This is a genomic window from Ruegeria sp. BF12 (assembly GCF_056538705.1).
In genome coordinates, this window is sequence record NZ_JBQFTP010000008.1 from 111,117 (window position 1) to 132,675 (window position 21,559).

A 21,559-nucleotide genomic window follows, 5' to 3' on the forward strand; every position below is an offset into this window, starting at 1 on the left:
GAGCCTCCTCAGATTTTTCGCGCCATCAGAACAGTATGGCTTTGGGTTTCGGGATCCTCGGCCAGAAACCCGGTCATCAGCAGCCCGTTTTCTTCCAGACACACGGCATAGTCAGCGGGCGACAAAGAGGCGTGATAGACAAGCTCTTCGCCTACCGTGCCGCTAACTTCGCCCGCACGCGGACCGACGGTCAGCATCAGCATGCCACCAGATCGCAAGTGGTCGGACATACGGGCAATACAGGCTTTTTGTTCTTCCGCTGTCAGGTGGAAGAAGCTGTTCCATGCGATGATACCGTCGAATTTCTGACCCAATTCGAACTCCCGCATATCGGCCAACCGCCAATCGCCATCGGGCCAACGGTCGCGGGCAATGGCAAGCATCGCTTCGGAAAAATCGACACCCGTGACATCAAAGCCTTCGGCCTTGAACCAGCGCGCAATCGGATCGCCGGCCCCACAGCCCAGATCCAGCACGTGATCTCCAGGCTTGAGGCTGGCTGTGAAGCGCGCCAACCAGCGCGCTTCGAACAAGGCCTTTGAACGGCGCTTATCGTATTCCGTTGCTTGCCGTTCATAGACGGCATGGGTGTCTTGCGGGTCTGCATTCATCCTGTCCAGGTCGCTCCTGCCGGGTCATCGGTTGCGGTGATCCGGTACAGGCCTGCCTGCCCGGTCATTGAGGGTTGAACGCTATAGGATTCGCCGGGAAGAACCAAAGCTGTATCACCAGCGGACAAGGTAACCTCATATCCGTCGATCGAAAGACGCCAATGGCCGCTGGCCGGCATCAGAACAACTGGTTTATCTGCAGCCACTGGCTCGGTCATACAGGACCCACGCCCAAGGAAGTCGACCTCGAAACCGGGCTTGTCCTTGATCAGGCTATTCTCACCGATCACCGGCGCGGGCTTGTTGGCCGACAACGCCATCAAATCCCAATAGCGCGCGACGTACTTTCCGACGACCTCTTCGACCGGAACCTCGGGGTAGTTTTTCAACTCCTCCTCGGACAGCAGCGGCATTGGGCGGACATTGTGAGGCAGTTCCTGACCCTTTTTGCTGTCATAAAGAACGCCGTTGTCGCCCAGCATCAGACCATGCGCCTGCGCGTCTTCGATCACTTGCGGAGCCCAGGTTACACCGCCGCCCGCATCGTCACCCCCAAGGATTGACATGATCATGCCATAGTCCTGACCAACGTTTTCGAAACCACGGAAGATACCGGTCGGGATGTCGAAGATATCGCCCTCCTCGGCAATGAACTCACCCGCCGTTCCATAACGCCCCCAGAAAAACCGCCAACGACCTTTGGCCACAAAGAACACCTCGGCCGTCGTGTGGCTATGCAGAGAGTTTCGGCACTTCGGCGGCTGGCCCGCGGCGCCTATATTGAAGCCGATCTTGTCGGTGATGTGCACGTGCTGATCCGGGGATTCCGAGACACCGCCGCCAATGATCGTGAAGTTCTCCTTCTGATCGCTGCCCGGCGTGTGGGCGTCGATGAATGCGGTTTTGCACGGTTGGAGTTCACCATAGCGAACAATGCGGGAAGAGATGGTTGATTTCGACATTTTGTAAGTTCCGATGCTACGTTTTCAGGAAAGATGGTTCGCGTGCTTGTGCAGCGCGCACGCTCACTCTCCCGGCGGACGCAGGTTCAAACGCCGGGCACGTAGGCTTTGGCGGTGCATATGGTAGCGCCGAAGGGTCCCGGTCTCACGCAGGCCATCCACAAGTATGCGATATGCGACCGGGCGGGCCACTCAGGCTTCCTCACTCTGCACCAGGATCTGTTTCCAGACCGAAGTTTCGTCGAACAAAGTGTATTCGCGGCGCAATTGCGGTTGGCCGCCAATCAGGGCGCCGAATTCCGCATGGCTGATACCGAGGACATAGACCTGCGCGCCGGTTGGCGCACCAAAAACGCCCCAACCGTCGTGCTTGCCCCAAAGGCTCCAGCGTATCGCGGCGCGGGGTGGCATATCCGGGTCGTCGCGGCCGATCTGGTGCTCGATCTTGAATTTGGCATTCGGGAAGCTCGCCCGCAAACCCATCCAGAAACGGTCGACTGCATCCCAGCCATGTCCGGTCACGCCGCCCACATATTCTGACTGAACGGCCCGGTCATACTCGGACTCGATCGCGCCCATGTCGGCATTCATGATCCGGGTCAGAATGTCGGCGTAGCGATGGCCCCACTCGTTGTCATTTCCGCGGCCCTTGTACGGACCCGGCTGATCGATTTCGGGGGTCAGGGGTTTGACGCAGTTGTCCGGGCCGCCCTCGCGGACGATCAGATCGGCGGCATATTCCTTGGGGTCCCAGCCCATTTGGCGCACGATGGCGCCTTGGTCACGGATCAGCCACTCGTCATTGATCTGATTGTCGATGGCGTGGCAGTCGGCCAAAATCCGATAACGCAGCTTTGTTCCGGTTGGCTTGCCATAAACGCCCTCGGCCAGATGCGTGGCCGTTGAGATGATACGATGAGAACTCAGCATCCCTTCTTCGGGGGTGCCGGACCAGATCACGTCCTCGCCCAGCAATTGCCGGTCCGGAAACTCGGCCAGTGTCGCCATGGTCGCACCGATTACGTTCTGATTGCCCAGCACCACTGAACCGGGCGATCGCACGACAATGTCTTCGCTGTAATAGTCGTGCAGGGTCGCAATACCCCGGTCTTCCCAAATCTCTTTGGTGATGCCGATGATATAGTCGGGAAAATCCCGGAATTTGGGATCAAAGCCTTTCATGATTTCATCCTTTGCGGAGTCCAGCCTTTGGGCAACCGTGCTGATGTGCGCACGATCAGTGGCCCATCAATCGCGACTTTTCGTGCTGTGGCGGCTGTCGGGTTTCCAATATGATCCATCAAAGCGTCGACAGTCTCGGCAACCATCAGATTGGCCCGTTGACGAATGGTGGTGAGGTTATAGGCAAGCCAAGCTGCCTGTGGGACGTCGTCGTATCCAACTACGGACACATCCTCGGGTACCCGCATTCCCAATTCGAAACGGATGACGTCCATGACGGCGAGCGCCATATGGTCATTGGCGACGAACACTGCATCCGGTCGTTTTTGCGGCTCGACATCGAACATCCGACGCGCAGCCAAACGCGCCTTCTCGGTGTGAAAATCTCCGATTTCATGGGCGTACAGGTCTTGATCCGCATCGCTGAGCGCTGCGCGGAAGCCGGCCTCGCGGTCTCGCTGGGTTGAGGCACCCTGCCAACCGGCGATATAGGCGATACGACTGTGCCCGGCCGCGATCATAAATTCCGCGACTTTGCGACCACCGGCATAGTTGTCAGACGTGACCGACGTGATCCCGTCAAGGTCCTGGCTGCGGTTGAACAAAACCACGGGCACGCCTGCCTGCTGGCACCGGGTGGCAATATCGGAAGACATCGCAACAGATGCCAGAACGACGCCATCGACCTGATAGTCGAGGATTTCCTCCATCACGTCATCAATGTTTCCGGCGGTTCTGGAGGCCATGAAGATCAGAACGTGATAGCCCTGTTCCTGCAAGGCATTGGACAGCTTCTCAAGCGCTTCGGGATAGAAATAGTTGTCCAGATAGGCGACCACCAACCCGATGATGCGACTTTTGCCCGACACCATCGCACGCGCCAAAACGTTGGGACGATAGCCAAGTTCAGATGCAGCCTTACGAACTTTCTCTTCGGTCTTCTTGCTGACCGACGCCCCGGGCGTAAAAACCCGGCTGACTGCGGATTGGCTGACACCGGCAAGCTGGGCGACCTGAAGGGATGTTACTTTTTCAGCCATCAGTCTGCCGTCCAACCTCCGTCAATCAACATCGAGGTGCCTGTGACCAAGGCTGAGGCGTCTGAGGCGAGGTAGCGGACAGCGCCCATGATGTCTTCGACCTCCCCCACGCGATCCAGCTTGATCTTTTCCATGATCCATGCGGCGCGTTCAGGGTTGTCGAACGTTGATTGGGTCAACGGTGTTCGGATGAAGGTCGGGCAGACCGTGTTAATCCGGATACCCTGCTTTCCCCATTCGATGGCCATAGATTTGACCATGCCTTCGAGCCCGTGCTTGGTCGCGCAGTAGAGTGCGCGGTCGACCCCCCCGACATGCCCCATCTGGCTGGAAATGTGGATGATGGACCCCCGCTTCCCGGCATCTATCAAAGCGCGCGCGGCGTAGGCCGAAAGGAAGTAGGCCGAACGCAGGTTTACTCCTGTGACAATATCGAAATCCTCTGGCGTTGTTTCAACAGCAGGGCCGTGGCGCGCAACACCTGCCGAATTGACCACGACGTCGAAGGAGCGCGTTTCGAATTGTCGCTTTACCGCCGCAAGGTCACCTTGATCCAACACACACGCTTCGGCGGACCAACCCTGTTCTTGCAGGGCGGCCACGGTATCGTTCAACCGACCCTCGCCTCGGGCTGCGCAAACCACATGTGCCCCTGCCTCGGCCAAAGCCACCGCGCAGCCCTGCCCGATGCCCGAGGAGGCTCCGGTCACAAGGGCAGATTTTCCGCTCAGGGAAAACGACGGGGTGCGCGGTAGTTCAGTCATCAGTTCATTCCATCCGGTATTTCAATCCGCCCGATATTTCGGGCCTTATTGAATTCTCGCAGACGGGCAAAGACGTCAACGCCAAGCTGTCGGTACGCGTCCAACAGATCGACCAGAACCCAGTTTTCCCGGATCTTACCGTCTTCAAGACGCCAGAAATCGAGGCTGCGCATGGTGATCTTCTTGCCCGACGGCGCAATGCCCAGCCAACCGTCGTCGGTGACGGTCTGGATCATGTTGGGCCAGCCGGTTACCGCCGCGTATTCGCCATCCCCGAAAAAGTGATACGTGATGTCTTCCACGTATTTCCCGCGATCCGGCATCCCGTTCAGAAACGGAACTTGATGCCAATTGCGGAAGCCCGCGATCCCGCGCCCGGTTCCGATCCCGGAAGGCCCATACCAGTTCATGCGGGGGTGCCAGAAACGCTGCATCTCCATCACTTCAGGTCCGCCTTCCGACGGATGCTTTTTCAGATGAATGAGCATGTCGATGATATGCTGGCAAGTTTGCTTTCCCTTCACCGCGTCATAGGGCCCGGGAACAAACCCATCCTGGGTGGCCGGTCCGGGTACGTGCCATTCACGCCCCAGACTTGGTGCCAGCGGCCAGGCATTTGCCTGCATCATCACTTCGGGAATGTCCCACAGCGCCTGCATCTCAACAATCTTGTCGTTTTCGAAGCGGTAGAATTCATGGAACCGCATCGTGACCTGATGGCCGGTCGGTGGGATATCGAGCCAGGGGCCCGTGAAAACGCCGGTGTAGTAGCCACCGCTTCCGACCCAGTCCGCCCCGAATTCATCGGGCCCGGCCATGACGATGTAGTCTCGCCGTTCCAGATCGGGCCAGGCGTCCAGCAACGCCTTGTAAGCGGAGTCGTAGAACGCGTCGCTGCCAACGCTGTCGCCAATGGGATGGCACAAACGGAACACTGCGTCCGGCGATGTGATTTCAACCAAGGCCTGACGAACGCCTGCCTCGCTGAAATCGTACATCGCAGCCCTGAGCGGTTCGATCAGGGCCTTATGGTGCGTGTGTTTGTCGCTCATTCGGCAGCATCCCGGTAGGGTGCGGGCTCGCCATATGGGACATTGATACCGCCATAGCGGCGTACCCTAATGTTGCATTGCTCGGCGTGGCCAACGAACCCTTCAAGCATGCACAGGCGCGAGCCGTATTCGCCGATCAGCGTCGCCGCCTCATCGGTGAGGATTTTCTGATAGCTGTGGGTCTTGAGGAATTTTCCGACCCACAGACCACCGGTATAGCGCCCGGCCTTTTTCGTCGGCAAAGTGTGGTTTGTCCCGATCACCTTGTCCCCGTTCGAGACATTGGTGCGCGGACCCAGAAACAGCGCGCCATAACAGCTCATATTTTCGAGGAACCAGTCGTCCCGGTCGGTCATCACCTGCACATGTTCCGAAGCGATATCGTCGGCGACGGCCAGCATCTCATCATAGGTATCGCAGACGATGACCTCGCCATAATCTTCCCATGACACTTGCGCGGTCCCTGCGGTCGGCAGGATGCCCAGCAGGCGATCAACCTCGGCCAGGGTGCCTTCGGCCAGTTTGCGCGAGTTGGTGAGCAGAACACAGGGGCTGTTATAGCCGTGCTCGGCCTGACCCAGCAGATCTGTCGCGCAGATTTCAGCATCCACGGTGTCATCGGCGATGACCATGGTTTCCGTTGGTCCCGCGAAAAGGTCGATTCCCACGCGGCCGAACAATTGGCGCTTGGCCTCGGCGACAAAGGCGTTGCCGGGACCGACAAGCATATGCACTGGATCGATGGTCTCGGTACCTAGCGCCATTGCACCAATAGCCTGAATGCCGCCCATAACGTAAATCTCATGCGCGCCGCCCAAATGCATCGCGGCAATCACAGCCGGATTGGGCTTGCCATTGAATGGAGGCGTACAGGCGATAATTCGGGGAACACCAGCAACCGAAGCTGTGGCCACCGACATATGCGCCGACGCAACCATCGGAAACTTGCCCCCGGGGACGTAGCAGCCGACCGACTGAACCGGGATATTCTTGTGGCCAAGGATGACACCCGGCAGCGTTTCAACCTCGATATCCGTCATCGAAGCGCGTTGCGCGCGGGCAAAATTCATCACCTGCTGCTGCGCGAACTTGATGTCGGCCAATTCACGATCCGTCAGCTGACCGATCAGGTCATCAATCTCTTGCTGCGACAGGCGGAAAGACGGCGGAGAATAGTTGTCGAACTTTTCGCTCAGTTCGCGCACGGCAGCATCGCCGCGAGTTTCGATGTCTTTCAGCGTCGCCTCGACCACAGCGCGGGTTTTGGCGTCGTCTTCGGCCCGGTCAGCATCAGACTTGCCGCGTTTGAGATATTCGATAGCCATTTTCATCAATCCTCAGTTTTCGGGCCGGGGCGGAGTCTTCTCTCCCCGGTCGAATGCTTCCCAGCCTTCGCCTTTGAACAGGTCGACGCCCAGTTGTGCCGCGACATGCGCAAAATCGACGTTCACCCAGTTGTCGACGATCTTGCCATCGACCACTTTCCAGAAATCCATGTAGCGGATCTCGACCCGCTTGCCGGTTGGTGCGATGCCCAGAAACTCACCCGAATGGGTCGCTTCCTGTCGGCCGAAGGCAGCCGCCCATTCACCCATGTAAAGGCGCGCCTCATCAATGCAGGTCTTGTCCGAGAACGCGGCCTGAAACGGGCGCTGCCAGTTATCCTGAAACTCTTTCAGGCCGGTTTTGGTGCCGCAGCCCTGATTGCCCATCCAGCGGAATCCCTGGGAAAAGAACTCTCCGATGTCGTCAATGCGGTGGTCGTTGAGGCCATCTACCATGGTTTCGATCACGCGGCGCGTGTCTTCGGTTTTGCTGAGGTCCGTGTCGCGGCTCAGGACTGCTTGTTCGGGGCGGGAACCTTTCATTTTACTATCCTTTCAGGTTGCCTAGGGGGAGGGATTGGGGAGTGAGGCCCCAATGCTCAGAAAATCCCTTGGCATCCTGTTCAGCGCCGGGTGGCGCGAGATGGCGTTATGTCGGGCGTTTTTACTCATTAGCCTTTGACCGCTCCGGCGGTCAGACCACTTACGATCTGGCGCTGGAAGATCAGAACAAGGAAGATCAGTGGTGCCGTGATCGACACTGCGGCAGCCACGGCGACAACCTGATCGGTCGTGGTGGTTTCGCGGTTGAACATCCCCACGATGGCCGGAACCATCGTCTGGTTCTGCGCATCCAGCAACAGTGAGGTTACCAAAAAGTCATTATACGCCAGCAGGAAGCTGAACAGCCCGGTGGTGATCACACCCGGCCACATCACCGGCATAATGACACGGCGGAACGCCTGGAAGTGGCTGCAGCCGTCCACCCGGGCGGCCTCGTCCAGTTCGGCCGGGATGTTCTGGAAGAACGACCGCAGCATCCAGATGGTAAAGGGCTGGTTGATCGCGACCAGCACGGCAATCACCGCGAAAGGTTTACCGTAAAGTGTCGGGGCATTGTCCCCAAGTATAGGGGCCAGCCATTCAGCCGAAGAGATAAACACTGGCAGATAGCCCGAAACCAAGACCGAAGGCGGCAATGCGCGGAAGATCAGCGCGATGAGCAGGATCCAGAAGGCCAGCGTCGACCCTGAGCGCGCAAGCCCGTATCCGGCCAGCGTCCCAACCGTCAGGGACAAAGTGACCACCCCGGTGGTCACGATCAGCGAGTTTTTGAAGTTGTTGGAGAACCCGCGATCAACCCAAACTGTTTTGTAATGCTCGGTCGTCAGGCCCATCACGTCGCGCCCGAGCGGACCGAAAACCGGATTAAGAATGCTCAGAACAGCTGGCATGATGACAAAGAACACCAGCAGAAAGCCGACGATAACAACCAGCACACCGATGATCCATCCGAACCATGCCTGTCCGGGTTTGGTGTAAGACTTTACAATCGTCGGCAGGGTTTTTGTCGACACGAGGATTGTGCCCCAAAACACAGCGATGCCCACAATGATGTCGAGTATCGATATCCCGTTTCCTTTGGCCAAAGTCGCAGGGCCAAAGATCACGTTCAGCGCGTTGCTGTCGAAGGCATCGACCGGTGACTTGAAGCTCATGACCGTGATCCAAAGGATCGGAAAGACCGCCACGATGCACCAGAAGGCGAGGAAGATATTCGAGGTCAGTCGCAGGCTGAACGGTTGGCGAAGCGCGCGTGAAGACATCTTAGTGACCTCCTTTATGATCACGCCATGTCCGGCGCAGCGGGAAGATAAGCAGGATGACGACCCCGATCATGGTCAGCATGGCGCTTGCCGAGGCTCTGCTGATAGACCGATTGCCGGCCTGATCGGGCACAAGGAAATCATAGGTCAGCCACTGCAGCGAGATGACGTAGCCCTGGCTCGAGAAACCGACGATTTCTTCGAACACCCGGTAGCTGTCCATCAGGTGGATCATCGACACGAAAATGATCAGGGGCATCAGGTGTGGAATGACGATGTATTTCATCCGCTGCCAGCGCGTCGCTCCGTCGATCACAGCGCTTTCCAGGCTGTCTTGGTTGACCGTCTGCAGACCGGCGTAGAACACGATGGCGGCGAAGGGCGCAACGTGCCAGACACGATAGAGCATCATGAGCACCTCGATCGTCCAGGCCTGGGCAAACAAGGCAATGTCCCGGTTCAACCACGTCTCAAGCAAGGCGGTCAGGATACCGTCTCCGCGAAACAGCCAGTTGATTGACAACACACCGATGACGGGCGTGATGATGAAGGGCAGCAGCGAGACGAAAATCACTGGCCCGCGTATGGCCCTGGCGGCGTTGTTGATCAGAACTGCAATGCCCAATCCGCACCCGATAACCAACGGTAAGGTGATCAGAGTGAATGTCAGGGTAAAGCGCAGCGCCTTCCAGAAGTTGATGGTTGACAGCACGTTCCAATTGCCGTCGCTGATCGCGCGCCATGCCCGTTCCGGTTCCAGCACGTTTCGATAGCTTTGCAGCCCGACATATTGCGTCTGAGTGATGACTTGCCCATGCTCGTCCAGTTTGGGCTGTGAGACCGTCTCTGTCACACAGGTCTGCGTCAGGAAACCCGGCGTGCAGGTCTCGATCTCGACCGTCTCGTAAATCGGCTGAGTGATGTAAAAGCTTTGCATGAACACGCTGATCAGCGGGTACGCAATAAAGAGAAGCATCATAAAGACAGACGGGCCGACAAAGGCGGCAAATGTCCGGAAGTTCATGGCTCTGCCTTTCTCATGTTTCTCGAGGGATCAGGCGAGGATGGGAGGGCCGGAGCCCTCCCCCGGGAGGATCAGTTGTTGACCAGACCCGCTTCTTTGGCAGCGGTCAGGTACGAAGCCTCGATATCGGCCAGTGTTGTTTGTGCGTCCTTGGCACCGGTCATATAGTCGGCCAGCCCGTTGCCAAGCGCACTGTGCAGAACGCCCATCGGGGCCGACGCGGGATACGCCTTGGCGCCATTTTCCGCCGAGGCTGCTGCACCGGCTGCCAGATCACCCGGCTTGTAAGCTGGGCTCAACCAAACGGCGACATCGTTGTTGGCACTGACCATGTCGCTATCAATGCCTTCCATAACAAGCTGGAATGCGGCTTCCGCTTCTTCGTCACTCATGTTCGCGGCCAGGACCACACCATCCCACCAAATGGTGGTCGACGGGGCGGCTGCGCCCATCGGTGCAGATGCCATGGTAACCTTGCCAACGACCTGGCTTTCAGCTTCGTCATTCATGGCCGCGGCACGGCTGGCCCACAGGTTCGCCATGGCGATTTTGCCCTGCTGGAACTGCTGCTGAACATAGGTCGAGTCAGAAACCAGGAATTCCGGATCCATGTACTCGGTCATCGCTTTCATGGTCTCAAGCGCTTTGACACCCTTTTCATTGTTGATCGCGGGCATGTTGCCATCGCCAAAGAACTCACCACCTTCGCCGATGTACATGTTGACGAATTCCTGAGCCAGGTTCCAACCAGTCTTGAAGGTGCCACCGATCGGGTATTCCATGACGCCTGCTTCCTTGATCTTGGCAGCAGCGGCCAGAACGTCGTCATAGGTCCTGGGCTCTTCGATCCCCAGATCAGCCAGAACGTCATTGCGGTACATCAGGTGCTGTGCGTTCACCATCATGGCAATCGCCATAACCTTGCCGTCCACCTTGATCAGCTGGTTCGGCAGCAAGTCCTGACCGTATTTTGCGACCAGATCATCCAGTGGACGCAGCGAACCTGCGTTCAGCAACGGGATCATCGTCTCGTTGGCAACGCCACCGATCTGATACAGCGAGGGGTTTGCCGCAAAGGCTTCGGGCTGCTTCTCGCGGAATTCCTGGTCCAGCGAGGCGCTGAAGTTGCCACATTCAGCCATTGCGTCAGTGACGGCTTTCCAGGCTTCAAAACCGGCGGAAAGCGATTTTAGCGGTACGGTGTTTTCGTATTCGCAAGCCGCCCATGCGCCGCTTGCTGCCAGCGACATGGCGCCTGCCATAAGAATCGTCTTGAGTTTCATGCGTTTCTCCCTGTCAGGATCGGTCCGTCGTCGACGTCCGGACCGCTGTTATGCCCGTGCGGGCTGCTTTTGGGGTTGCTCCCCAATCCGCGCACCACTTTCAGCTTCAAAGAGGTGACAGATATCTGTTGGCACCGAGAACGAGACCGTCTCGCCAATCTCGGCGCGGAATGACTTGTCCGCCTTAACGGAAACCAGAGCACCGCCCACGCGAACCGAAATCATGGTGGCGTCACCAAGCAGTTCCAGCGTGTAGATTGGTGCAGTAATCTGACCTTGGCCTTCGGCAATGCTGGCGTCTTCAGCACGGAACCCCAATGTCATGGGGCCGTCAGACGCGTCGACCGGGATGGCGACGTTCTCGGCACGGAACACCCCGCCCAAAACCTCACCCTCCATCAGGTTCATCGCGGGTGAGCCGATAAAGCTGGCTACAAACGTATTCGCCGGCCGGTCGTAAATCTCGGTCGGGCTGCCAACCTGCTGAACCACGCCCTGCTTCATGACGACGACACGGTCGGCCAATGTCATGGCTTCGATCTGGTCATGGGTTACGTAGATTGTGGTGACGGCCAGTTCGTGGCTCAGGTTCTTGATCTGCGCACGGGTCGACACGCGCAGTTTCGCATCAAGGTTTGAAAGCGGTTCGTCCATCAGGAACACATTCGGTTCACGTACGATGGCGCGGGCCAAAGCCACACGTTGCCGCTGCCCTCCCGACAACTCAGCAGGTTTGCGATGCAAAAAGTCGTCCAGCTCGACCATCGCACTGGCACGGCGCACTTTCTCGTCATGCGTCGACGGGTCGATGCCGCGCACCTTCAGCGGAAATCGGATGTTCTCGTAGACGTTCATGTTCGGATAGAGGGCGTAGCTTTGGAATACCATCGCCACATCCCGATCTTTGGGCTCAAGATCGTTCACCACATTGCCGTCGATCAGGATATCGCCTTCTGTGACATCCTCGAGCCCGGCAATCATGCGCATTGTCGTAGTCTTGCCGCAACCGGACGGCCCCAAAAGAACCAGAAACTCGCGGTCGGCGATTGTCAGGTCGAAATTGTGGACCCCAACAAATGAACCCCATCGCTTGCCGACATTACGCAGTTGAATTTCCGCCATGGTCCCCCCCGGAAAGGATTCGCTTTGCATACGTTTGCAAAACTGTAATCGGCACTCATCAATTCTGGCAAGACATTTTTGCATACGTATGCAAAAATACGCCAAAGCAGTGATTCATTTCTGGGCAAAGGCGAGCATAACATGCTGCAACAACAAGATAATTCAGCGGGTTTTCAAAAAGAAAAAATGCTGATCACTTCGTTCTACGAGGCGCTTGCAAGCGCGGATAGCGCAGAATTGCCCACAGTGATGGAGCAATTTTGCGCCGAAAACCTGCTGTGGCGCGGCTTTCACCCGTTCAATGAAATCAGCGGTGGCAACCAGGTGGCGCGCGCATTCTGGCAGCCGTTGAAACACAGCCTGAAGCGCCTTCAGCGCCGTCAGGATATCTTTTTCGCCGGTCAGAACTCACTGAACGACGATGCTGGCATTTGGGTGGTCTCGATGGGGCACCTGATGGGCCTGTTTGACGAACCCTGGCTGGGCATACAACCCACCGGAAAACTGGCCTTTCTTCGGTATTGCGAATTCAACAAAGTATCTGATGGAAAGATCACCGAAACAGCCATGTACTTCGACATCCCACATCTTATGGTGCAGGCAGGCCAGAACCCCTTCCCTCCACAGACGGCGGCTCACCTCGTCCAGCCCGGACCTCTGACCCACGACGGAATTCTGACAGAGGACGCGCCGCAGGAAGAAAGCCAGCGCACCCTCGCTGCCATCAACGCAATGATTTCGGACCTGGGTCAGTGGGACAGCGGCCTTTCTCTGACCGAAGAATTGGCGCGAACATGGCAGGACGACATGATTTGGTGGGGCCCGGAAGGGATTGGCGCAACCTACACGATCGAGCGTTATGCGCAGCAACATTCGGGGCCTTTCAGGGCCACCTTCTCGGACAGGACGAAAACAAAACACATCTGTCGTCTGGCCGAAGGCCATTACGGCGGGTTTTTCGGCTGGCCAAATTTCACTGCCGTTCCGACGGGCGGCTTCATGGGGATGCCTGCGACCGGGACAGCTGGCGAGTTTCGTGTCATCGATATCTACCGCCGGGCCGGTGACAAGCTGGCAGAGAACTGGATCTTCATCGACCTTCTCCACTTCTGGAAACAGCAGGGCGTTGATATTCTGGCCCGCACAACGGGAATCGAAACTCCATGATGATCGACGCACATCACCACCTGTGGGATTTGCAGGCCGTGCACTACCCATGGCTGATGGAAAAGGGCGCCAAGCGTTTCTTTGGCGACCCGACACCAATTCAGCGCAATTACCTGCTGCCCGAGTTTCGTGGGAATTCCGAACCTCATGGCTTTTCCGCATCGGTCCACATTCAAGTGGGTGCCGCCGATCCGTGGGCCGAAGCACAATGGGTGCAAACCGTTGCCGATCAGAATCGGGACTGGCCTTTGGTGCAAGTTGCGTTTTGTGACCTCACCTCGGGCGACCTGATGATCCAGCTGGATCGGCTGCAAACCTTGCCGTCAGTGCGGGGTGTACGGCAGATCGTCGGTCGGTCACCTGGCGAAGATGCTGAGACGGGGACTAACACTTTACTCGCGAACCCAAAATTTCTTGCTGGTCTGCGCGAACTGGGCGAGCGCGGTCTGTCCTTTGATCTCCAATTGCTGCCTGAACTGATGGAGCAGACGGCCTTGGTATTGAAACAAGTACCGAATACACAAGTCGCCTTGTGCCACGCCGGGTCACCCCATGACCGTTCCGAAAGCGGGTTGCACGAGTGGGCCGCCGCTCTGGAGACGCTGTCTAGTTTGCCGAACGTCTATTGCAAGCTCTCGGGCCTCGGCATGTTTGACCATGATTGGACCGCACAGAACGCCAAGCCGATTGTGGAAACTTGTTTGACCCAATTTGGCGCTGAGCGCTGCATGTTCGGATCTAATTTTCCAGTCGACAGCCTCAGCTCCACCTACGGTGAGCTCATTTCCAGATACCAGTACCTCATTCCCGGCGAAAAACAGTCAGCTGTGTTCTACGAGACCGCCAATCGTTTCTATCGTTTTGGCCAACGTACGATTTTGATGCCAAGTCTTCCGAAAGCAAACAGCGTCAGGCCCTGAGTGCTCGTTCCTTGCGGAATGACGGCCGTCCTACGAACCGGTTCCACAGATGTAATTTTGTTTCTTTCCTGCCTCTGATTTTGAAACATCATGACAACTCTGCGCCGATGGTCTAATTGTTCTTTTTACGAAAGAACAAATTCCCGGTGACGTTTGTGGAACAGGTGGCCTTCAATTTTGAGATGGGCGTCGTTTGCGCCCTCCTGGCTTTCACCGTTTTCCTCTTTGTATCCGAAATCGTCAGAATTGACCTGTCTGCCATAATTGTTTTGGTTGTCATTGGTCTACTCAGCTATGCACCGGGCCTCGAAAACCTCGCAAATGTTCCGCACCTGTTTGATGGTTTTGCATCCAATGCGGTAATATCGATAATCGCAGTGATGATCGTCGGCGCCGGCTTAGACAAGACGGGCATAATGAACCGGGTCGCGGCCGTAATTCTGAAATACGGTGGTACGTCCGAGAACCGAGTTTTGCCAATCGTTTCGGGTACCGTCGGTGTCATTTCATCGTTCATGCAAAACGTCGGGGCTGCTGCGCTGTTTCTTCCTGTCGTCAGCAGAATATCGTCCAGATCGGGTATCCCGCTATCTCGTCTGCTGATGCCGATGGGATTCTGTGCCATCCTGGGCGGCACGATGACGATGGTTGGCTCGTCCCCGCTAATCCTGCTGAACGATCTGATCCAGACGGCAAATAGAGGCCTTCCAGACGGTCAAAAAATAGAGCAGTTTGGCCTGTTCTCGGTCACTCCGATTGGTATTGCCCTGATCCTGACAGGGATCATGTACTTCCTGGTTCTGGGTCGTTGGGTTCTGCCGGGCGATGTGGGGTCCGACAACACGGGAACAGGACAAGGGACCCAGGAATATCTGCAACGCGTCTACGGATTAAAAGCGGATGTTTTTGAGGTCATCGTGCCGGCGGAGAGCCCATTGGTGGGACAAATTCTGGCTGACATTAACCACGAAAACCATCTGTACATTATTTCGACGTTCTATCGCGGCAAGACCTCGATGGTTCAGGTTTTAACGGCTGAGATTGCAGCGCCGTGCAGGCTTGCAATCATCGGTCGGCGCTGGGTTGTCGAGGAGTTTGCCCAGAAATTCGGACTAACAGTTCTGCCAGATCTGGACATCTTCGTGGAGGAGTTTGCGCCGACCAATGCCGGTATTGCCGAAGTTGTCGTAACGCCCGACAGCAAACTGATTGGCAAATGCCCGCGCGAACTGCTTTTCCGCAAAACCTACGGAATGTCCCTTCTGGCCATCCATCGCGGCGAGGAGACGCTTAGTCACGTTGAGACTGAAACGCATGAGTCCACTCAAATCGGACTTGAGAAGTTCCAGGCGGGCGACATGCTTGTTGCGCATACGAGGTGGGACAACCTCATGCGGATCAAGCGAGACCCGGATTTTGTTGTCGTCACAACGGATTTCCCTCAGGATGAGTTGAGACCGCAGAAAGTCGGATGGGCTTTGGCGTTTTTTGCTATTTCCTTGTCCCTGATATTGTTCACCGACGTCCGACTATCGCTATGCCTTTTGACCGGGGCCGCAGGAATGATGCTGACGCGAGTGCTGAGCGTCGATGAGGCTTATCGGGCAGTTGGCTGGAACACCGTCTTTTTGCTCGCGTGCCTTATTCCTTTGGGCCAAGCCGTGCAAAACACTGGCACGGCTGCGTGGATCGCCCAACAGATCATGACAATTCTGGACGGTTGGCCGATCTGGTCGCTTCAGGCTGGAGTTGCAATTCTGGCCACGGCGTTTTCGCTTGTGATGTCTAACGTCGGGGCCACCGTCTTGCTTGTGCCACTGGCCGTATCAATTGCAGTGGCGGCCGGTGGAAACCCGGCCGTGTTTGCGCTGACCGTAGCAATATCAACTTCGAACAGTTTTATCATTCCGACCCACCAGGTTAACGCGCTTATCATGGGCCCTGCCGGGTACAAGGTCATGGATTTCGTACGTTCGGGTGGAGTCATGACGATCCTGTTCCTCGTTGTTTCCCTGCTCATGCTCAACTTGTTGTACTGAGGTCGCCTTTCTTACGCACGGTTCTTCATAGCTTCCTGCGGTGATTCACAAGGCGCGGGATTGCCGCTGTTTGCGACGTCAATTTCCGTTTGACTGAGAGCACAACTACCGTTCACTGAACGCGCGTTCCATTGTCAGTTGCACTGGCTTCAACAGATACGCCAACAGCGTCTGGTCACCCGTGGTCATTTCCGCGACAACGGTCATTCCGGCCTGAAGGGGGCGTTCCCACGGGCCAGCACCCACCTTGGCTTCGGCCAACACGAACAACGCGCGGAAATAGGTTTCTCCGGTTTTTTCATCAGTCAAAGGCACCGGGTAGATGGTTTGCAAACGCCCCTCGACCTTTCCGAACCGCCGCGCATCAAATGTATCAATGCTGACCAAAACCGGATGATTGGCGTCAACATGACCGACCTCGGAATTGGCGATGCGTGCTTCAACGACCAAGGCTTGGCGAGTCGGCAAAATCTCAAAAATCACTTCCCCGGGCGCGATGACTTCTCCAGGGTTAGGATAGGTGACGGCCTGCACGATCCCACGCGCCGGGGCACTAATGTTAAGGGCCGCCAACTTAGTGGTGGCAACCTCCAGAGATACATCCAGCTCCGCCCGTTTCCGATCAAGCTCGGTCTTTCGTGTCAGCATCTCATCCCGAAGCGTCAAGACCTCCTCAGCCTTAGTCGCTTTGGCCAACATCAATGCACTTTGAGCCTCAGCAAGGCGCACGCGGGCATCCGAAGCAGCGGCGCGTACAGCGTCAACCTCATCCTCTTCTTCAAGAAAATCGCTCAGCGACTTCAATCCTTGCACGCGTAACTGGGCATACCGTTCCAGAATCTCCTCCTTTTTCTGGACGCGGTCCTGGGCAAACTGCGCTGCCTGTTTCAGGATGCTTAGCGTTTCACCCTGTTGCGTGATCGTGGCATCTTGAATGCGCTGGCTCCCCGCATAAAGTTCCAACCTCGCCGCGGCGACGGTCAGGCCTTTGTCATTGAGGTCATCAATATCCGTTACGTCCGGCAAGCTGCCGCGATCCAACATTTCGAGCACAACCGACGCTGTGGCCAAGTCACGTTGCACGGCTGCAAGCTGCCCTGTCATCACGTCCCGCTCCTTTATCAGGTCCGGGTGATGGAGTTCGACCAGCAGGTCTCCCGCCTCAACATATTGACCGTCCCGGACGTGGACAGCCCGAACGATACCGCCCTGCATCGTTTCAATTTCCGGATACTCTCCGACCGGCAGGATCGTTCCTGGGGCACGCGTGATCTGGGGCACGGAAGTTTTCCCGGCCAAAATGGTAAGACTCCCAATCATCGCAAATGCTGCCAATGAGAGGAATGCGGCGAACCGAGGTCGTTTCATCCGACGCTTCCAACTGGCGCGTTCCATCGGACCAGCGGTGCGACTTTCATTGAAATTGTAATTCACTATCCCCTCCCAAGCGCTTTCAACGCGGCCTGAAGTTTTTTCCGTCCCGCGTCACCTTTCCCGTTCACAACGACCCGGTCGCTATTTAAAAAGATGAACCGGTCGGCGATCTGCATAAAGGATCGATCCGCCGTAGCGATGACGACAGTGCGGCGCCCTTGCTGTGATTGAACCCACTCTCTGAAACTGTGCCGGCGATGATCCGAAAGGCCGTTGGTGGGTTCTGAGAATAGGTAAATTGAGGATCGACGGGCCATGCAGCGCGCAAGCACTACGGACTTCAAGGCTTCCGCAGGCAGGCGCGCCAGATCGCAATCTGTCAACCGTGTATCGATTCCGTCGGGCAATAGACCTAGATCAAGCAAAACGTCCATATCACTCAGCGCAGCCTTGATTTCCGCGTCAGAAACCGTCGACGAGGCCAATCGGAAGTTCTGAGCGACCGTTCCGTAGAACAAGGAAAGGTCGTAAGTCGCGTAAGTGATGGACTTGCGTAACTCGTCTTTGGCTACCTGCCGAATGTCGATGCCATCATGTTCGATCGTTCCGGCCAGAGGGGGGTACAGCCCGTCGATCAAATCCAACACCGCTGTGCGACCGGCAGCGTCGCTGCCCATGACCAAAACCACTTCGCCCGGTTCGCAGTTGAAACTGGCCTGGGACAAGATAGGTGCGTTCAATGGATCAGGTCGGAACGTGACTGAGGAAAACACGATGGCCCCACTTAGGGTCTTTTGGTGCGTTTGCTCCAGCCCCACCTCCATTTCTTCAGCGAGGGAGAGAACGCGGTCAGCCTGATTTCGACTGCTTCGGAAAGACAGTATCTGCGGAAAGCTGGTGTAAAGCGACTGGATTGGCGCCAGAATTTTGGACACCAGCGCGATGGAGGCAATTAAGGTGCCAAAGCTGATTTCTCCGGTCAGAGCGCCATGAGCACACAATATGACGGCGCCCATTGAGGCCAATGCTGTGACCGACTGTGCCAGCGACTGCGAGAGAGCCTGAAACTGACGCGCGCGGCGTGTTCTTGATTCAGCATTGTCCGCCAAAGGCACGCAGCGTTTCAGCCATTGATTTTGCATGCCGAGATTGGCAATGGCTCGCTGATGACGGATCGCATCCAGCATCGCGGACTGGCTTGCTGCAGCTGCTTCTGCGGCGTCCCGATCCAGCCTCTTTTGACGCGGAATGGTGATCAACCCAAGCGCGATCAAAATAGTGGCCAACCCGAGTGTGAGCAGCCCGACCTGCGGCGCTAGGTGGACCAGAACCGCAAAGAATATCAACACAAACGGCAGGTCCAATAGAGTCGTCATAACCTGCCCGGTGAAAATATCTCGCAGGGATTCAAACTGACGGAAACGCGAAAGTTGCTGATCAACGTCAGACTTTTGAATCTGACTGAGGGGCAGCGACATTAGTTTACGAAACAGTGCGATCATCAACTGGCGTTCCGCGCGCCAACCTACATAGGCCAAAGCCTTGGTGCGTGCGTGACGAAAACACAGATCCGACATGGCAATGATGGCAACGCCGATGGTCAGAGAAATCAGCAAGTCAACAGATCCCGATGGGATTACCCGCTCGTAGATTCCCATGATCAGCAGAGGCACCATCAGCCCCAGGATGTTGGACAGCAACGATGCAGCCACCAACCAGGGCATCATCGGGCCCAACTCTCCGAACGCCTCGCGGACCGATGTGAATCGCTTTACGGCCTGATGTTCCGTAGATTGGTCGATCCGGATGACTGTACACCAATGGTGACCAGGTTTTAGGTGCCTCAGATCCGGATTTTGATCGTCGCTAACCTGCAAATCACCACCGTCACGGCTCAACGCCAGATAACAGGCGCCATTCTCTGGAACGATCAACGCAGGACACTCTTGTGCCGTGATATCGCGTTCACGGCATCTGATTTGAGTGTAGGGGATTTTAAGAATATCCAAAGTCTCTGAAAGGTCTTCCGGTCGAAGCTTTTCAGACATATGCGGAAAGGCCTCCAGCAGCCTGTCCTCATTGTTCCGCCAGCCACCTGCCGACAGTAACAGATACAATAGTCGGCTGGCAGTCTGAGCGCTCATCCCAGTCATGCGGCACCTCTGCTCAGAGAATTCGCCGCCGCAACCTCAAGACCCGCATCAATTACCCACGCAGCCAAGTCTTCCGACTCAGACAGGGCTAACCGGACAGTCTGATCTGAGAACCGCTTCATCCGTGGATCGGGACTGGCCAAAATCATAGTGGGCCGAGGCGACAGAGATTTGAGATAGTCAGCCAAAGCCTCACGTTCAGGTGTATCGAGAACAGCGGTTGGCTCGTTCATCAACAGCACCCGCGGGCGCAATGCCAAAGCACGCGTCAGCGCAATCAATTGCCGATTCACGGGGTCCGATTCAAATCCTGTCCCGGTATTGAGCCGGGTGGCATAGCCCATGGGCAGTCGGTGAATTCTTTTTTCCAACCCAAGTGCCAAGGCAACTTTCTTGGCCCGCGCTGCCATCGCTGCATCACCAAATGCGCTGATATTATCGAGTATTGTTCCGGAAAGGATCGCGGACTTGGATTCAAGCGCAACCAGTGCATCTTGTCCCCTTCGCCCAAACTGTTGCGATGCAGGGAGGTGATCGATCAGCACTTCGCCCTCATCAGGCGTTCGTTGGCCCGTCAGCGCATCAAACACGGCATCAATCATCCAGCTGTCAGTTGCCTCAATCAAAACGACAGTGCCTTGATCCGCTTGAAACGTAATTGGGGAAAAAATTTCACCTTCACCACTCGACCTACTCATGGACAAGCATGAAACGTCGACCTTACCGACCAAAGTGTTGCCTGGGGAAATCGCGCTTTGACGAATTTCAATTCTTTCCATTTCCTCCAACCGCGCCTTTGAAACGGCCGTGTTTTCCGATTGAACCCACAGCGCCATAAGCTTGGTCAGAGGCTGAACAATTCGGCCATTTAACAGCATACAGGCTGCCAATTCCGCGATGCCGATTTGGTTTGAAATCACGAGGTATGCCCCAAGCAAGCCCATTGCTGCCACGGTCATCTGGGAAAAAATCGCGCCAAAGCTTTGCGAAAACCCCGAGAACTGGATCAGAGTCTTGCTGAGGCTGACGGTCTGGTCCTCCAGCATCTCAAATCGGCGGGCCATTTGCGGCTCCATCCGATTTGCCTTGACCGTGGGCATGCTGGACAAAATCTCGGACAGAAAGGCATAGCGGCGCGTATCCAGCGCCTTGCGCTGCCTGAATAAGGCCCATTGCGCGCGTTTCATAAAGCCCGCAAAGACGGCCACTACGCAGAACGCACTAAGCGGCACAAGAATAAGCCATCCGCCTATCAACCCGATCAAAACCGCGAACAGAAACGTGAATGGCAGATCTATCGATAGCGCCTGCCCTTGACCGGAATGATAGTCCCTGAGCTGGCCGATTGCCGCGTAACGCTCGGCAAATGTGCTGGCAGGTTCCCGTGAAAAAGCCAGGGTATTCGCGCCAAGGACTTTGGTCATGAAACGACGGTAGTTCAAAATCGCAGCGCCCTCGGCAGCGGTTGTCAAAAGGACGGTTCGACACTGTCTCAGTACTAACTCCACCCCGGCACCTATCAATAAAGCGAAAGTCAGAACCCGCAGAGTCTCTGTCGACTGGAATGGGATGACGCGATCAAAAATGAGCAAGATAGAAATTGGCATCAACAGGGACAGGATATTCATTGACAACGACGCAACCCAAAGCGGGATGTCAAATTGCGGTGCCGAGATGCGGCCAACAAATTCACGCGGTTCCATATCGCCCTTCAC

The 21,559-nt window shown here is 56.4% G+C and carries 18 protein-coding genes; 3 read left to right on the top strand and 15 right to left on the bottom strand.

Features of this window, described 5'->3' with window-relative positions:
* Positions 1-8: 8 nt before the first annotated feature.
* The 12 genes from ACR0J0_RS13965 to ACR0J0_RS14020 all read right to left on the bottom strand — a co-directional run bounded on the left by ACR0J0_RS13965 (position 9) and on the right by ACR0J0_RS14020 (position 12,191).
* Positions 9-611 carry a class I SAM-dependent methyltransferase gene (locus tag ACR0J0_RS13965; protein ID WP_480664758.1) on the bottom strand — a complete coding sequence of 201 codons (603 nt, stop codon included), beginning with the start codon at positions 609-611 and terminating at the stop codon, positions 9-11.
* A complete protein-coding gene (locus tag ACR0J0_RS13970) occupies positions 608-1,573 on the bottom strand; it encodes a cupin domain-containing protein (RefSeq protein WP_480664759.1) in 966 nt (321 codons plus the stop codon). The genes ACR0J0_RS13965 and ACR0J0_RS13970 overlap by 4 nt, the downstream gene beginning before the upstream one ends.
* 192 nt (positions 1,574-1,765) lie before the next feature.
* A complete protein-coding gene (locus ACR0J0_RS13975) occupies positions 1,766-2,755 on the bottom strand; it encodes a nuclear transport factor 2 family protein (protein ID WP_480664760.1) in 990 nt (329 codons plus the stop codon).
* Positions 2,752-3,795: a LacI family DNA-binding transcriptional regulator gene (locus ACR0J0_RS13980; RefSeq protein WP_480664761.1), complete on the bottom strand. Its 1,044-nt coding sequence runs from the start codon at positions 3,793-3,795 to the stop codon at positions 2,752-2,754. Before ACR0J0_RS13980 ends, ACR0J0_RS13975 begins: the two co-directional genes overlap by 4 nt.
* Positions 3,795-4,559, bottom strand: coding sequence for an SDR family NAD(P)-dependent oxidoreductase (locus tag ACR0J0_RS13985; protein ID WP_480664762.1), 765 nt, complete (start codon positions 4,557-4,559; stop codon positions 3,795-3,797). Before ACR0J0_RS13985 ends, ACR0J0_RS13980 begins: the two co-directional genes overlap by 1 nt.
* On the bottom strand, positions 4,559-5,611 hold the full coding sequence (locus ACR0J0_RS13990; protein WP_480664763.1) for an ester cyclase: 1,053 nt from the start codon (positions 5,609-5,611) through the stop codon (positions 4,559-4,561). Before ACR0J0_RS13990 ends, ACR0J0_RS13985 begins: the two co-directional genes overlap by 1 nt.
* Positions 5,608-6,936, bottom strand: coding sequence for a histidinol dehydrogenase (gene hisD / locus ACR0J0_RS13995; protein ID WP_480664764.1), 1,329 nt, complete (start codon positions 6,934-6,936; stop codon positions 5,608-5,610). The genes ACR0J0_RS13990 and hisD overlap by 4 nt, the downstream gene beginning before the upstream one ends.
* Before the next feature lie 12 nt (positions 6,937-6,948).
* Positions 6,949-7,479, bottom strand: a complete 531-nt coding sequence (locus ACR0J0_RS14000) for an ester cyclase (protein ID WP_480664765.1) — start codon at positions 7,477-7,479, stop codon at positions 6,949-6,951.
* A gap of 128 nt (positions 7,480-7,607) precedes the next feature.
* Positions 7,608-8,762, bottom strand: a complete 1,155-nt coding sequence (locus ACR0J0_RS14005; RefSeq protein WP_480664766.1) for a carbohydrate ABC transporter permease — start codon at positions 8,760-8,762, stop codon at positions 7,608-7,610.
* Between the two features lies 1 nt (position 8,763).
* Positions 8,764-9,786, bottom strand: a complete 1,023-nt coding sequence (locus ACR0J0_RS14010) for a carbohydrate ABC transporter permease (RefSeq protein WP_480664767.1) — start codon at positions 9,784-9,786, stop codon at positions 8,764-8,766.
* 71 nt (positions 9,787-9,857) lie between these two features.
* On the bottom strand, positions 9,858-11,069 hold the full coding sequence (locus ACR0J0_RS14015) for an ABC transporter substrate-binding protein (protein ID WP_480664768.1): 1,212 nt from the start codon (positions 11,067-11,069) through the stop codon (positions 9,858-9,860).
* Between the two features lie 48 nt (positions 11,070-11,117).
* A complete protein-coding gene (locus ACR0J0_RS14020) occupies positions 11,118-12,191 on the bottom strand; it encodes an ABC transporter ATP-binding protein (RefSeq protein ID WP_480664769.1) in 1,074 nt (357 codons plus the stop codon).
* A gap of 186 nt (positions 12,192-12,377) precedes the next feature.
* On the opposite strand from ACR0J0_RS14020, the gene ACR0J0_RS14025 reads away from it, so the two are divergent.
* From ACR0J0_RS14025 to ACR0J0_RS14035, 3 genes are all read left to right on the top strand, one after another.
* A complete protein-coding gene (locus tag ACR0J0_RS14025) occupies positions 12,378-13,358 on the top strand; it encodes an ester cyclase (protein ID WP_480664770.1) in 981 nt (326 codons plus the stop codon).
* Positions 13,355-14,278, top strand: a complete 924-nt coding sequence (locus ACR0J0_RS14030; RefSeq protein WP_480664771.1) for an amidohydrolase family protein — start codon at positions 13,355-13,357, stop codon at positions 14,276-14,278. Before ACR0J0_RS14025 ends, ACR0J0_RS14030 begins: the two co-directional genes overlap by 4 nt.
* 182 nt (positions 14,279-14,460) lie before the next feature.
* Positions 14,461-16,317 carry an SLC13 family permease gene (locus tag ACR0J0_RS14035; protein ID WP_480664846.1) on the top strand — a complete coding sequence of 619 codons (1,857 nt, stop codon included), beginning with the start codon at positions 14,461-14,463 and terminating at the stop codon, positions 16,315-16,317.
* Positions 16,318-16,422: 105 nt separating this feature from the next.
* Here the strand turns inward: ACR0J0_RS14035 and ACR0J0_RS14040 are convergent, their stop codons facing one another.
* From ACR0J0_RS14040 to ACR0J0_RS14050, 3 genes are read right to left on the bottom strand one after another with little or no spacing between them, the layout of a single operon-like run.
* Positions 16,423-17,712, bottom strand: a complete 1,290-nt coding sequence (locus ACR0J0_RS14040; protein WP_480664847.1) for an HlyD family type I secretion periplasmic adaptor subunit — start codon at positions 17,710-17,712, stop codon at positions 16,423-16,425.
* Positions 17,713-17,750: 38 nt separating this feature from the next.
* Positions 17,751-19,844, bottom strand: a complete 2,094-nt coding sequence (locus ACR0J0_RS14045) for an ABC transporter transmembrane domain-containing protein (RefSeq protein WP_480664772.1) — start codon at positions 19,842-19,844, stop codon at positions 17,751-17,753.
* On the bottom strand, positions 19,841-21,547 hold the full coding sequence (locus ACR0J0_RS14050) for an ABC transporter transmembrane domain-containing protein (RefSeq protein ID WP_480664773.1): 1,707 nt from the start codon (positions 21,545-21,547) through the stop codon (positions 19,841-19,843). Before ACR0J0_RS14050 ends, ACR0J0_RS14045 begins: the two co-directional genes overlap by 4 nt.
* Positions 21,548-21,559: the final 12 nt, after the last annotated feature.

Coding starts and splice junctions, on each gene's coding strand:
- ACR0J0_RS13965 (WP_480664758.1), bottom strand. CDS start 611: ATGAATGCAGACCCGCAAGACACCCATGCCGTCTATGAACGGCAAGCA.
- ACR0J0_RS13970 (WP_480664759.1), bottom strand. CDS start 1,573: ATGTCGAAATCAACCATCTCTTCCCGCATTGTTCGCTATGGTGAACTC.
- ACR0J0_RS13975 (WP_480664760.1), bottom strand. CDS start 2,755: ATGAAAGGCTTTGATCCCAAATTCCGGGATTTTCCCGACTATATCATC.
- ACR0J0_RS13980 (WP_480664761.1), bottom strand. CDS start 3,795: ATGGCTGAAAAAGTAACATCCCTTCAGGTCGCCCAGCTTGCCGGTGTC.
- ACR0J0_RS13985 (WP_480664762.1), bottom strand. CDS start 4,559: ATGACTGAACTACCGCGCACCCCGTCGTTTTCCCTGAGCGGAAAATCT.
- ACR0J0_RS13990 (WP_480664763.1), bottom strand. CDS start 5,611: ATGAGCGACAAACACACGCACCATAAGGCCCTGATCGAACCGCTCAGG.
- hisD (WP_480664764.1), bottom strand. CDS start 6,936: ATGGCTATCGAATATCTCAAACGCGGCAAGTCTGATGCTGACCGGGCC.
- ACR0J0_RS14000 (WP_480664765.1), bottom strand. CDS start 7,479: ATGAAAGGTTCCCGCCCCGAACAAGCAGTCCTGAGCCGCGACACGGAC.
- ACR0J0_RS14005 (WP_480664766.1), bottom strand. CDS start 8,762: ATGTCTTCACGCGCGCTTCGCCAACCGTTCAGCCTGCGACTGACCTCG.
- ACR0J0_RS14010 (WP_480664767.1), bottom strand. CDS start 9,786: ATGAACTTCCGGACATTTGCCGCCTTTGTCGGCCCGTCTGTCTTTATG.
- ACR0J0_RS14015 (WP_480664768.1), bottom strand. CDS start 11,069: ATGAAACTCAAGACGATTCTTATGGCAGGCGCCATGTCGCTGGCAGCA.
- ACR0J0_RS14020 (WP_480664769.1), bottom strand. CDS start 12,191: ATGGCGGAAATTCAACTGCGTAATGTCGGCAAGCGATGGGGTTCATTT.
- ACR0J0_RS14025 (WP_480664770.1), top strand. CDS start 12,378: ATGCTGATCACTTCGTTCTACGAGGCGCTTGCAAGCGCGGATAGCGCA.
- ACR0J0_RS14030 (WP_480664771.1), top strand. CDS start 13,355: ATGATGATCGACGCACATCACCACCTGTGGGATTTGCAGGCCGTGCAC.
- ACR0J0_RS14035 (WP_480664846.1), top strand. CDS start 14,461: ATGGGCGTCGTTTGCGCCCTCCTGGCTTTCACCGTTTTCCTCTTTGTA.
- ACR0J0_RS14040 (WP_480664847.1), bottom strand. CDS start 17,712: ATGGAACGCGCCAGTTGGAAGCGTCGGATGAAACGACCTCGGTTCGCC.
- ACR0J0_RS14045 (WP_480664772.1), bottom strand. CDS start 19,844: ATGACTGGGATGAGCGCTCAGACTGCCAGCCGACTATTGTATCTGTTA.
- ACR0J0_RS14050 (WP_480664773.1), bottom strand. CDS start 21,547: ATGGAACCGCGTGAATTTGTTGGCCGCATCTCGGCACCGCAATTTGAC.